The following is a 12,364-nucleotide window of genomic DNA, read 5'->3' on the forward strand; positions in this document are numbered from 1 at the left end:
TCAGTCGTCAACCGTGCAATTGGCACGCACCTTGCTGAGCACCCCCTGAATCAGGGGCACCGCACACGGGCATGACCGTCAATTCTATCACTACCGGCCGGATCCAGTCCGCGATCGCGCTTGCGAGCAGCAAGACGGGCGTGGATTTCGACTATCTGCTGGGCCAGGCGAAGCTCGAAAGCGGGCTCAACGCCAACGCCAAGGCGGGCACGTCGAGCGCGTCGGGCCTCTATCAGTTCATCGAGCAGAGCTGGCTCTCGGTCGTCAAGAAGCACGGCGCGGAGCACGGGCTGGGCTGGGCCGCGAACAGCATCGGCACCTCCTCCAGCGGCCGGCTGTCAGTCGGTGACGCCGGCACCAAGGCGGCGATCCTCGCGCTGCGCAAAGATCCGGGCGCTGCCTCGCTGATGGCGGCCGAATATGCGTCGGACAACAAGGCGTCGCTCGAAGGCTCGCTGAACCGTCCGGCGTCGGGCACCGACCTCTACATGGCGCACTTCATGGGCCTGGGCGGCGCGACCAAGTTCCTCAAGACGATGCAGGCCAACCCGCAGGCGAGCGGCGCCGCGCTGTTCCCCGCCGCCGCGCGCGCCAACCACAACGTCTTCTACGACTCGAACAACCAGCCGCGCACGCTGTCGGCGATCTACGACCGGTTTGCCGACAAGCTCGGCGGCGCGGCGGCGGGCGCGAGTGCGACCGCAACGCCCACCAACTACGCGTCGCAGGCGCTCGACATGGACGGCACCACGGTCGTCACCGGCAGCAACGAAAGCGCCGACGACGCGCTCGCCTGGGCCACCACCGCAATGAACAAGTTCACCGGCAAGACGACGCAGGCCGCCGCCAGCATCCTGCGGCCGACGCCCGACACCGCGCGCCTCGCCTATATGATGCTCGCACGGTTGGGCGGCTAAGCGATGAACCGCCTGCTCTCCAGCGCGCGCGCGTCCGTCCTGCCGCTCGCGATCCTGATGCTCGTGCTCGTCATGGTCGTGCCGATCCCGGCGTTCATGCTCGACATCTTCTTTGTCGCGAATATCGCGATCAGCCTCGCCGTGCTGATGGTCGCGCTTAACGCGCAGAAGCCGCTCGACTTCTCCGCCTTCCCGACCGTGCTGCTGTTCGCCACGCTGTTCCGCCTCGGCCTCAACGTCGCGTCGACGCGTATCGTGCTGGTCCATGGCCATGAGGGCGAGAGCGCGGCGGGCCACGTCATCGAGGCGTTCGGCACTTTCCTGATCGGCGGCGATTACGTCGTCGGCATCTTCGTCTTCGCGATCCTGATGATCATCAACATGATCGTCGTCACCAAGGGCGCCGGCCGCGTCTCCGAGGTCAGCGCGCGCTTCACGCTCGATGCGCTGCCGGGCAAGCAGATGGCGATCGACGCCGATCTCAACGCGGGGCTCATCACGCCCGACGAGGCCAAGGCGCGCCGCGTCGAAGTCTCGACCGAGGCCGATTTCTACGGCTCGATGGACGGCTCGTCGAAGTTCGTGAAGGGCGACGCGGTCGCCGCCATGCTGATCCTCGCCGCCAACATCATCGGCGGGCTGATCCTCGGGCCCGTAAGCCACGGCATGTCGATCGCCGACGCCGCGCACAATTACATCCTGCTCGCGATCGGCGACGCGCTCGTCGCGCAGCTGCCCTCGCTGATGCTGTCGATTGCCGCCGCCTCGATCGTGACGCGCGTCACCTCGGACAAGGATCTCGCCGGCCAGATCGGCGGCCAGTTCGGCAGCCCCCGCACCTGGACGCCCGTCGCGGTCATCCTCGCGCTGCTCGGCATCCTGCCCGGCATGCCGCACATGGTGATCCTGCCCGCCGCCGCCATTGCCGGGTTCGCCGCGTGGAAGCTGCGCCAGATCGAGCGCCGCCCTGCCCCGGTCGTGATCGTGCCCGTCGAGACGATCGACCAGTCGAAGATCGGCTGGGAGGAAGTCACCGACGGGATGCAGGTCAATCTCGACATCGGTTACGGCCTGGTGCCGCTCGCCGACGAACGTCGCGGCTCGCCGCTGATGGGCCGGATCACCGGCGTTCGTCGCCAGCTGTCGAAGGAACTGGGCTTCGTCGTTCCGCAGGTGCGCGTCCGCGACGACATCAATTTGGCGCCGTACGTCTACCGCATCCTCGTCAACGGCGTGGTCGTCGGCGAGGACACGGTGTCGCCCGACGAAATGCTCGCGCTCGACACCGGGCAGGCTTACGGCGACCTCTTCGGCAAGAAGGTGAAGGACCCGACCTTCGGGCTCGACGCGACCTGGGTCGATGCGAGCGACGCGGATGCCGCGACGGGTGCCGGCTATCTCGTGGTCGATCCCGGCACCGTGATGGCGACGCATCTGAACCATCTGCTCGGCCAGAACGCCGCCGACCTGCTCGGCCAGGACGAGGTGCAGGCGCTGCTCGACGGCCTGAAGGAACGCGCCGCACAGCTGGTGGCCGCACTCGCGCCGCTGCCGATCACCACGCTGACGCAGGTGCTCAAGGGCCTGCTCGCGGAGAATGTGCCGCTCAAGGAATTCCGCCGCATCGCCGGCGCCATCGCGGTGGCCGCGCAGCGTACGCAGGACGCCGAGGAGCTCATCGAGACGATCCGTCCCGAGCTCGGCGCGCTCATCATCCAGAAACTGTGCGGCGTGCGCGAACCGCTGCGCGTCATGACGTTGGAGGGTCAATTGGAAGGTCTGCTCGGCCAGGCGATGCGCGCCGATCAATCGCGCCGCCACGTCATCGAACCCGATCTCGGCCGCCGCATCGTCGAGGCGCTGCAACGCGCCGCCGGGCCGCTGATCGCCGAGGCGAAGCCGTTCGCGCTGGTCGTCCAGCCGTCGATCCGGATCGCGATCCGCAAGCTGGTCAAGACCTGCCTGCCCGACACGCCGGTTCTGTCGTTCTTCGAAGTGCCCGAAGAAAAGGCGGTCGAGGTCGTCGCGGTCATCGGCGCCTCGCAACAGGCGTTGGCGGCATGAGCGCGCTTCCGCTGCGTGACGCCTTCGCGGACGCCCAACCCCTGACCTATCGCCCGCATCAACGCCCCGGCGGCGACGCGAACCAGCTGGTGAAGCAGCACCTTCCGCTCGTCCGCCGGATCGCCTGGCATGTGCATGGCAGCATGAGCAGCAGCGTCGAGGTCGAGGACCTGATCCAGGTCGGGCTGGTCGCGCTAGTCGAGGCCGCCGCGAACTTCGACGAGCGCGGCATGCCGTTCAAGACCTACCTGATTACGCGCCTGCGCGGCAGCATGATCGACGAACTCCGCCGCCAGGCGACATCGACGCGCGGCGCGATGCGTCGCCGCCGCCAATATGCCGACGCGATCTCGACGCTCACCGCCCGCACGGGGAAAGCCCCTGAAGAAGACATGATCGCGCAGCATATCGGCGTCACGATCGAGAAACTGCGGACCGATTATGTCACCGCCGACTCGATCCGCCTCGACTCGATCGACGAGATGTACGCCGACGACCTGCCTTGGTTCGCCGACGACACCCCGGACGCGTTCGAGCAACTCGCCGACAGCGACATGCGCGACGCGCTGATCGCCGCGATCACCGCGCTGCCCGAACGCGAGGCGCAGGTGATCCAGCTCTATTACGTCGAGGAACTCAACCTCGAGGAGATCGGCGAAGTCTTCGGCGTCGGCTCGGCGCGCGTCTGCCAGATCAAGGCGTCCGCGCACGCGAAGCTCAAAAAGGCGCTGGCGCGCGCGGTCTGACCGCGGCGCCGGCGATGTCTGGCTGGATCAGATCTCGGGTTGGATCCGCATGTCGTCGTCGCGGTGGGGCTGCACAACGCGCGTGCGCGGGACGCCGTCGTGGAGAGTCGCGGTGGGCGCCCCCAGCACCATCAGCCGCGCGCGCAGGCTCGCGCGCAGGAAGATCGTCTCCGCGGCGAGGAATCGCCGCGGCGTCGTACCGAGAAACGTCCCGGCATCGCGCAGAAAATGCGACGCGTCGAAATAGCTGCTGTCGATCTTCGAATAATCGCCGAGCCCCTCGTCGCGGATCAGGCCGATGAACGATCGCAGGAACCGCGCGCGGCGCAGCAGCATCTTGGGCGGCATGCCGAAATACCGGGTCGCCACGCGCCGCAGGTCGTGCGTCGGCACCCCCAGGCGGTCGGCGACGTCCTTCATCTCGATCACGCCATCGGTGATCGTCAGCGCGGTGAAGGCCCGGATCATTGGCTCGCGCGGATGCGGGGTCGCGAACAGCGGTGCGAGCATGTCGTCGAGCAACGGCTTGATCGACGCCGGATCGTCGAGGACGTCGAGCCCCTCGCGCAGCCGCTCGGCAAAGTCCGCACCAAGGATCGTACTCAGCGGCACGACGCGATTGTAGAAATCGCCGGCATGACGCTGCGTCATGCGCGCCCAGCCCAGCGCGCTGATCCCGATCCCCACCGCGATCCCGCCATGCGTCACCGTTCGGAACGCACGGCTGGTCGGCCCGTAGAGGCTGACCGCATCGAGCGGCCCGAACCGATGATTGCCGAGCGATACGGTGATCGGGCCGGCATCGAGCACGATCGATATCATCGGCGGCGACGGCAGATACCAGTTGACCATCGCGGCACGGTCTTCTGCCGCATAGATTGCGTAGCCGGTGATGCATTCGGCGAGCGTTCGGTCGGGGGCTTCGTAGCGGACGTGAAGCCCGGCCGGCATTTCGATCACTGACGCGGCGGCACCGCGAGACTGCGTTGCACCGCCAAATTGTTCTGCCTTCATTCTCCAGACCTTAACATAGGGTATAGTGCCTTATAATGCACGGTTCGCACGGGGCCCCGCGACTGCCAATATGGCATGCGGGTCAGGCCCCTGCCGGCAAGGCTTGGTTAGGATAGGGCTATCGTTGATAGCCGGCCTTATCGCCACGGGATTGCAATCGTCATCGTCTTGAGCCCCCTCGTTCGGCTTATGCCGCAGATGCGAAAGATTAGCTACGCTATCGTTGCGTCGCGTATATTTCCACGGCCCCACCACCCAACCGCTTGACTTTACATAGCAAGATTTTGCGGCATCGTCGCAAGACCAGCTGTTTGAGCGGCACGCGCCCGCATGTTGCCTAGTGTGACGGAGGGGTATCAGAAGCCCGCGACGGCAAGCTGCCGTCGGAGGTTTAGCCGTTCGCGTTCGGAAATCGGCGGGAGGGCATGCGCGGGCTTGCCCTTGCGCAGCCGCGCGCGGTCGGACTCCGCCGGTTCGACGCGGCGCACGCGCACCGCGGCAGAACCGGTGGCGGCGACGCCGAGCCCCGCCGCGGCCGCTCGCGACAGGTCGATGATCCGCGCGCGTCCCGAAAACGGGCCGCGATCGTTGATCCGCACGAGGATCCGCTGCCCGGTATCGAGCGCGGTGACCTCGACATAGGTCGGCAGGGGCAGCGTGGTATGTGCGGCGGTGATCCAGTCCGCGCGGAAGCGTTCGCCGCTGGCGGTGCGGTTCCCCGATTCCGATCCGTACCAGCTGGCATAGCCAAGCACGTCATAGCCGGGGTCGGCGACCGGCACATAGGTCTTGCCCTTGACGCGATACGCGGCGCCGAGTGCGACGGGCGCGTCGCTCACCGGCCGGAACGCGCCACCGGCGCATCCCGTCAGCGCGACTGCCAGTCCTGCGACCAGGAGAGCGGGTCTTGAAACCATCATGTCGGATCCTGTCGGCACGCTGGCTGACGTGAAGCGCGCGGCATACGCGTCATCGCCGTTGATAGAAGATATGCGAATCCACCGTCGCGACCTTGACGAGCGAGGCGCGCCAATAGGGCACCATCCAGTCGGTGTGATAATGGGTGGCGCGGCCCACCGGCGCATAGACATAGCCGGCGAGCGCGCGACGCGCGGCGCGTCTGGCCTGCTCCCACCCCTCATGTTCGGGCCTGCGCGTCACAGAGCCGTCGCATGAAAACGAGAACTGGCACCCGGTCTTGCGCGTCGCGCCCTGATACACGACGCCGCACACGGTCTTGGGAAATCCCGCCGCACCGACGCGGTTGAGAACGACCTGGATCACCGCGCGCTGCCCGTCGCGATCCTCGCCGGCTTCATAGAGTGCCACCGTCGCGAGGCATTCGGTCGCCTGTTCGCGCGCCGCAGGGCCGCCCTTGAACCGGAACCGCGCCGCCGCCCGGCGTTTCGCGGTTACGACCGGCACCCGTGCGTTGGACGCGCGCGCCTCCGCCATCGTCAGGCGTTGCGGGCGTCGCGGATCGAGCGTTGCGGCAGGCCATGGCAGATCGGTCAGCGACCCGAAGATCGCCGCCACCACGACCGCGACACCGAGCAGCAGCAGCCAATGCTCCGACGACGGACGCCGCGGCGCTCCCCCGCCCCGTATGCGCGATACCGAGGATTGAGCGCGTCGCTTCGTCATGCCGCCCCCGTATCGGGGAAAAGGGGCATTGGGGGAAGAGCGTTCGGACCGGGCGGCTGGCCTCGGCGCGCGTGTCACCGGGATCGTTGCGGCGTTCTCTGCAAGGCGAAGCGCATTACCGCCAGGTTCGGGGTCAGCGTTGGCGCTTGATGAGGATGGGGCGTTCGCCGCTGATCGTCGCCTTGAAGCCGCCAAAGCCCGACTGCTTGACGATGATGGCGGTGCCGGGACGCGGTTGGACCTTGAGCGGCTCGATCGTTTCCCAGACGGTGTTGTTCGCCAGCTGCAGCGAGAACCGCGCATAGCTCGACGGCTTCGCGCTCGTGATGGTCGTCCGGACCTCGGTGACCTTGGTCAGCCGGTCCGCCTCGCCGCCGTCCAGGGGACTCTGCGCGGCGTCCGCAAGTCCGAACCGCTGCCGCCTGTGCTCGATCACCTTGCCGCGATCGAGCGCCAGCAGGCTGCCTGATTTACGCGCACTCGCGATTTGCGTCGCAGCGGCATCGAAGCAGGCCAGCCTGGCGGCATCCGCGACAATGCCCTGACAATTCGCGAGCGTGTCCAACGTCTTGGACGAATCTGCCCCCGATTGGCCGTTCGCCGCCCCGCCAAAGACGAGCCCCGTCCCCAAAAGCACGGGCACGGAGAACCGGATGAGCTTCAAAAGACGCATGTGACAACCCCTGTAGCCGCCCGCCGGGCGTTTGTGTCCCCCCGGTGTCCTCAGCGATATTATGTTGCGGTAATGTCACGCTAGCGACGCAAACGAAACAGCGAAAGGGCCGAATCGATTATATGCGTTGCAGAGCGCCACGATCGGTCGATAATTCTCGGCATGACCGGAAATTCTCCGGTGTTGATGCACGGTCAAACGCCGGCACATTAAGGGGCCAATATGAAATCTGCTGCGCGCACTCACCTGCTTGCGACCACGCTGCTCATGGGAGCGGCATCGCTCGCCACACCGGCGTTCGCGCAGGTCCAGGGTGACACTTCGGGCATTCGCGCCGGCGGCGCGACTGCGACTCCAGCCACCACCCCGGGCGCCAACGCGCAGGGCGAAGTCGGCATGACGACGTCGGAAGCTGCACCGACCACCGAGAACAGCCAGGGCGACATCGTCGTCACCGGCTCGCTGATCAAGAATCCGGCGCTGATCGCTTCGTCGCCGGTCCAGGTCATCGGTCAGGAGGAAATCCAGCTCCGCCAGTCGAACACCGCAGAAGACATCCTGCGCACGCTGCCCGGCGCGGTACCGAGCATCGGTTCGGCCGTGAACAACGGCAACGGCGGCGCGTCCTATGTCGATCTTCGCGGCCTTGGCTCGTTCCGCAACGTCGTCCTGATGGACGGCAACCGGATCGCCCCCTCGGGTCTGGCCGGACGCGTTGATCTTAACAACATCCCGCTCGCGTTGGTCGAGCGTGTCGATACGCTGACCGGCGGTGCTGCAACGACCTACGGTGCCGACGCGGTATCCGGCGTCGTGAACTTCATAACGCGTTCGGACTTTTCCGGCCTAGACGCGTCGGTGTCGAACCAGATCACCGAGCGCGGTGACGGCTCCTACTTCCGTGGCGACATCACGATCGGCGCAAACTTCGACGACGGCCGCGGCAACGCGGTGTTCTCGGTCGGTTACCAGCAGTCCGACGCAGTCTATCAAGGCGAGCGCGACTATTCGATTCAGAACTACGACTCGTTCTCGGGCGCAACCAGCGGCTCGGGTACGACCACCCCGTCGGTGTTTACGCTCGGCGGTCGCCGTCAGATCAACCCGACTACGGGTGCCCTGACCACGCCGGTCGTTCCGTTCAACTTCAACCCCTACAACATCTTCCAGACGCCGTTCGAGCGGTTCAACATGTATGGCGCCGGTCATTACGACGTCTCGGACACGGTTGAGGTCTATACCCGCGGTTTATTCTCGAAGAACACGGTCGAGACGATTGTCGCCCCATCCGGCGTGTTTGGTTCGCAAGTCGTGATCCCGCTGTCGAACCCTTATCTGCCGGCAGCAGCGCGTAACCAGTTCTGTGCGGCATCGAACATTACCCAGGCACAGTGCGATCTTGCTGCTACAGCAAGCCCAACGGTCACCGTCGGTGGCGTCACAACGGCGAACCCGAACTTCCGCACGATCACGACCAATCTCTCGCGTCGCACGACCGAAGCCGGGCCGCGCATTTCGAACTTCCAGACCACGATTTTCGATTATCGCGCAGGCGTAAAGGTCAATCTTACCGACGGTCTCAAGCTGGACGTGTCGGGCGGTTATGGCGAGTCGGAGAACACGCAGACGCTCCAGGGCTACGTCCTGACCTCGCGCGTCCGCTCGGCTCTGTACGCGACCAACACCACGACCTGCCTTAGCGGCGCACCGCTCGGCGCGTCGATCACTGCAGGGTCGGGCTGCGTCCCACTCAACGTCTTCGGCGCTGACGGGTCGATCGCCGCCAATCAAATCCCGTACATCACGGGTGAAAGCACTACAACGATCCGCACCTCGCTTGCACAGGCACGCGCGGTGCTCAACGGCGACTTCGGTTTCGCATCGCCGTTTGCGACCGACTCGATCGGCTTTGCTGCGGGTGCCGAATATCGCAAATATCGCGCGTCGCAGCGGTCCGATACCTTGGCACAGACGTCAGGCGAACTCGGTGGTGCAGGCGGCGCCGCTCCCAACATCGATGGTGGCTACGAAGTCAGCGAAGGTTTCGGCGAACTCATTGCACCGCTCGTCCAGGATCGTCCTTTCTTCCAGAGCCTTACGCTCGAAGCCGGTGTACGCTACTCGCACTACAAGGTCTTCACCGCGTCCGCACCGACCTTCAACACGACGACCTACAAGGCTGGCGGTAGCTGGGAGCCCGCAAACGGTCTGAAGTTCCGCGGCATGTACCAGCGTGCGGTACGTGCGCCGAACATCAGCGAACTGTTCGCACCACCCGTTTCGGGGCTGACCAACCTGTCGACGGATCCGTGCGCTTCATTCAACGATCGTGGCGAACGCATCGCGCCGACGCCAACCGGCAACCTTGCAGCGATCTGCGTCGCGCAAGGCGCGCCAGCTTCGCAGCTTGGGCTGATCCAGACCCCGACGTCCGGGCAGGCAGTGGCAACCAGTGGGGGCAATCCAAACCTGCGCCCTGAAAAGTCGGACAGCATCACCGCGGGCGTCGTCATTCAGCCGCAGCAATTCCTCCCCGGGTTCTCGGTTACCGTCGACTATTACAACATCAAAATTAAGCGAGCGATCACCACCCCGACGCCAGACGACATCATCAATGCATGCTTCGTAACGGCTCCCACGGCCACCAGCGCAGCGTGCACAGCGATCCGGCGTGAGCCGGTGACGGGCGCACTCTCGGGTGACCAGTCGGTCTTCACGGGTCTGCCGCAGCCATTGTCGAACCTAGGCATGCTCAAGACGGACGGCATTGATCTCGGCGTCAATTATCGGACCCGTTTGGTCGACAATGTGAAACTCGCGCTGTCGTTCACCGGCAACTACACGCATGATTCGAAGTTCCAGGCGACGCCCACGTCGGTCAATCGTGAATGCACCGGCTACTATTCGGTCAACTGCGCATCGATTCAGCCAAAGTTCTCGTGGACATCACGCGCGACATTCTCGTTCTTCGACAATGTCGATCTCTCCGTCCTTTGGCGCCATGTCGACAAGGTGCGATACGAACCCCTCGCGATCACTTCGGCAGCGACCACTCCATTCTCAGGCGCGGTTCGTGGTGGTCAGCTGAATGGTAACACGTATAACTTCGGACGTATTCCCAGCTATGATTACATCGATCTGACCGCTCGGATCGGGGTTGCTGAGAACTTCGACTTCACGATCACTGCGCAGAACCTGTTTGACAAGCAGCCGCCGATCGTCGGATCGACCGTCGGATCGACGTTGTACAACAGTGGCAACACCTACCCGTCGACGTACGACGCGCTGGGTCGTCGCTTCGCGGTTGGTGCGCGGTTGCACTTCTAGGTTCTCAAAAGATCTACCGGGAGGGCGGCTCTTCGGAGCCGCCCTTTTTTTGGTCGGCCGAGACGATTAAACGTCAATGACTAGGGCGCACGGGTGCCACGTAAAATGCGAACGTCGGCGGTACGATACCGAACACATCGCTTGGTTAAGCAATGGCCGACAGCGTCAGCACAAAATAGTCCCGCCTTGCAAACGCTCCGGCGCGTGACTGCAGACGTAGCGAACGCTGGTACGTCAGGAAGTCCGCCAGCCCTATAGGCTAGTACCGGACATAGGGGCATCGACCCGGCAAAAGCTTGGTTAGATCAGCCCAGCAGTGGCGCCGGCGGATCCATCGCGACGCCCGCATTGCGCGCGACAGCGTGTGCCCAGGCCAGCACCTTGTCTAGCTCTTCGGCGTGAAGGACCGCGCCGTCGCTGCGGTCGCGATCGCGATCCGCTGCCTGATATGCGGTGCCGTCCTTGGCGTTGCGGCCGAACGCTTTGCTCTGCGCGAGCGCGTCAATCGTCGCGGCGTCCGCCGACAGTCCGAACAGGGCGCAGATCGCCGCAAGCGCTTGTCGCGGTGCCGCAAGCAGCGTCTCGCTTTGCAGCGACCGGACTCGCCCGGGAAACCGCGTAGCCAGCCCGGCAAACAGATCCGCTTGGACGATCCAGCCTACCGCCGCCACCTGAAGATCGGTCAGACGGAAATAGTCGTCCGGCGCAAAACCCAAGTCGACGATCCCGTCGGCGAGCTGCTTGGCGAGCAACTCGCGCACCCACAGCCGCCCCCACATGCCCTTACGCGCGATCGACGTCAGATAGACGGGCAACGGGGCATATAGGAGGATCGCCCGCGCATTGGGACGCATCGACAGCATGGCGGGCGCCAGTGCATTGACGACGTTGGACGGTTTTATCACCACCGCCTCCCCCGGCACATACGGGCGCGCCAGCAGCGTCAACGCGCTGTCCAGCACGTCGCCCACGCGCGCAGGATCGCCGCCGCGGTGCCGCCATCCGACCAGATCGTTGAGGATGACGGGCTCTTTCAACGTCGAGGCCACCCCGACATGGTCGAGCGCCTGCGCCAGCAACGTCGAGCAACAATAGGCCGAGTGAAAGACGAAATGCACCGGATCGCGCCGCTGCACGGCATCACACGCCAGCTTGCGCGACACGATCACCGGCTGCGCTGCGGACGGCAGATGCTCGTCGGTCAGGAAGGTCGCCGCGGCACGCGCCGCGCGGTCCGCGTCGATCAGGTGGACCGCGTCGTGATCGGGATCATAACGATGCGCCAACCACCGGGAATCGGCGGTTTTCGCCGCGTCTGTTGCTGCGGCCCGATCGACGGGCAGGGGAAAACGCGGCGGAATGCTCATCGCGTGGGGATCGCATATTGGTGGGAGTATCGCCACGCGAAAGACTGTCGCAAAATCGGCCAGTTTGCGATTGTGCGCGGCTGCGAATCGATCATGATACGGGTTCGAATCAGGCGTTAAGGTGGGACATTGATGGGACATTTCGTCATCGGTTTGGCGCTTTTGGGCATGGCCGGCGCGCAGGCGCCGCAACAATCCGCCCCCGCGCCGCAAGGCGGCGCGACGCCTGCCGCCGAACGCAAGATCTGCAAGCGGTCCGCACCCTCCGGCTCGCTGATCGAAACGCGGCGCGAGTGCCATACGCGGCAGGAATGGGATCAGATCGCGCAGAATGCGCGCGCCACGGGGCAGGACATGGTGAGCCGCGCCTCCGCCGGCACGCAGCCGTAACCGCACGCGCAGTCGATGACGAACAGCACCGCAGAGCGGTCCATGGATATGCTGCTGCGCGACGCCGATCGGGCGCAACGCGCCGGGGACCGAGCGAGCGCGACCGCGGCGTTCGAGGCGATCCTGTCGCGCAAGCCCGATCATCCCGTAGCGTTGAACGCGGTTGGGATGGCGGCGCTGGGGCGCGACGACCGGCGTGCCGCGACCTATTTCACGCGCGCG

General features: G+C 65.2%; 10 protein-coding genes. 5 read left to right on the forward strand and 5 right to left on the reverse strand.

Annotated elements, in window-relative coordinates:
• Nucleotides 1-71 precede the first annotated feature (71 nt).
• From ASE79_RS04860 to fliA, 3 genes are read left to right on the forward strand one after another with little or no spacing between them, the layout of a single operon-like run.
• Entirely contained in the window at nt 72-917 is an 846-nt protein-coding gene (locus ASE79_RS04860; protein WP_056412405.1) for a hypothetical protein, read from the forward strand.
• Nucleotides 918-920: 3 nt separating this feature from the next.
• Entirely contained in the window at nt 921-2,981 is a 2,061-nt protein-coding gene (flhA, locus tag ASE79_RS04865) for a flagellar biosynthesis protein FlhA (protein WP_056412406.1), read from the forward strand.
• Complete coding sequence (fliA, locus tag ASE79_RS04870; RefSeq protein ID WP_056412407.1) at nt 2,978-3,727, forward strand: RNA polymerase sigma factor FliA; 750 nt, start codon at nt 2,978-2,980, stop codon at nt 3,725-3,727. Before flhA ends, fliA begins: the two co-directional genes overlap by 4 nt.
• Nucleotides 3,728-3,754: 27 nt before the next feature.
• Here fliA and ASE79_RS04875 read toward each other — a convergent pair whose 3' ends face one another.
• The 4 genes from ASE79_RS04875 to ASE79_RS20710 form a co-directional block, all read right to left on the reverse strand.
• Nucleotides 3,755-4,741, reverse strand: a complete 987-nt coding sequence (locus ASE79_RS04875; RefSeq protein WP_156359510.1) for an AraC family transcriptional regulator — start codon at nt 4,739-4,741, stop codon at nt 3,755-3,757.
• A gap of 356 nt (nt 4,742-5,097) precedes the next feature.
• Nucleotides 5,098-5,661 (reverse strand): septal ring lytic transglycosylase RlpA family protein, encoded by a 564-nt coding sequence (locus ASE79_RS04880; protein ID WP_056412412.1) that lies wholly within the window; start codon nt 5,659-5,661, stop codon nt 5,098-5,100.
• A gap of 49 nt (nt 5,662-5,710) precedes the next feature.
• Entirely contained in the window at nt 5,711-6,385 is a 675-nt protein-coding gene (locus ASE79_RS04885) for a cell wall hydrolase (protein ID WP_056412415.1), read from the reverse strand.
• Nucleotides 6,386-6,518: 133 nt separating this feature from the next.
• On the reverse strand, nt 6,519-7,058 hold the full coding sequence (locus ASE79_RS20710) for a hypothetical protein (protein WP_056412418.1): 540 nt from the start codon (nt 7,056-7,058) through the stop codon (nt 6,519-6,521).
• Between the two features lie 222 nt (nt 7,059-7,280).
• On the opposite strand from ASE79_RS20710, the gene ASE79_RS04895 reads away from it, so the two are divergent.
• The gene (locus ASE79_RS04895; RefSeq protein ID WP_056412422.1) at nt 7,281-10,385 is read left to right on the forward strand and encodes a TonB-dependent receptor domain-containing protein; all 3,105 of its coding nucleotides are present in this window, start codon (nt 7,281-7,283) and stop codon (nt 10,383-10,385) included.
• 305 nt (nt 10,386-10,690) lie between these two features.
• Here ASE79_RS04895 and ASE79_RS04900 read toward each other — a convergent pair whose 3' ends face one another.
• On the reverse strand, nt 10,691-11,944 hold the full coding sequence (locus ASE79_RS04900; RefSeq protein ID WP_235516744.1) for a hypothetical protein: 1,254 nt from the start codon (nt 11,942-11,944) through the stop codon (nt 10,691-10,693).
• Here ASE79_RS04900 and ASE79_RS04905 point away from each other — a divergent pair.
• Nucleotides 11,921-12,142, forward strand: coding sequence for a hypothetical protein (locus ASE79_RS04905; RefSeq protein ID WP_235516745.1), 222 nt, complete (start codon nt 11,921-11,923; stop codon nt 12,140-12,142). The two genes, ASE79_RS04900 and ASE79_RS04905, sit on opposite strands and share 24 nt — an antisense overlap.
• Nucleotides 12,143-12,364: the final 222 nt, after the last annotated feature.

The sequence above is a fragment of the Sphingomonas sp. Leaf28 genome (genome assembly GCF_001421685.1).
Lineage (GTDB): Bacteria > Pseudomonadota > Alphaproteobacteria > Sphingomonadales > Sphingomonadaceae > Sphingomonas > Sphingomonas aurantiaca.

Excerpts from the sequence above, each read along its gene's own strand:
- ASE79_RS04860 (WP_056412405.1), top strand. The coding sequence starts at position 72 with ATGACCGTCAATTCTATCACTACCGGCCGGATCCAGTCCGCGATCGCG.
- flhA (WP_056412406.1), top strand. The coding sequence starts at position 921 with ATGAACCGCCTGCTCTCCAGCGCGCGCGCGTCCGTCCTGCCGCTCGCG.
- fliA (WP_056412407.1), top strand. The coding sequence starts at position 2,978 with ATGAGCGCGCTTCCGCTGCGTGACGCCTTCGCGGACGCCCAACCCCTG.
- ASE79_RS04875 (WP_156359510.1), bottom strand. The coding sequence starts at position 4,741 with ATGAAGGCAGAACAATTTGGCGGTGCAACGCAGTCTCGCGGTGCCGCC.
- ASE79_RS04880 (WP_056412412.1), bottom strand. The coding sequence starts at position 5,661 with ATGATGGTTTCAAGACCCGCTCTCCTGGTCGCAGGACTGGCAGTCGCG.
- ASE79_RS04885 (WP_056412415.1), bottom strand. The coding sequence starts at position 6,385 with ATGACGAAGCGACGCGCTCAATCCTCGGTATCGCGCATACGGGGCGGG.
- ASE79_RS20710 (WP_056412418.1), bottom strand. The coding sequence starts at position 7,058 with ATGCGTCTTTTGAAGCTCATCCGGTTCTCCGTGCCCGTGCTTTTGGGG.
- ASE79_RS04895 (WP_056412422.1), top strand. The coding sequence starts at position 7,281 with ATGAAATCTGCTGCGCGCACTCACCTGCTTGCGACCACGCTGCTCATG.
- ASE79_RS04905 (WP_235516745.1), top strand. The coding sequence starts at position 11,921 with ATGGCCGGCGCGCAGGCGCCGCAACAATCCGCCCCCGCGCCGCAAGGC.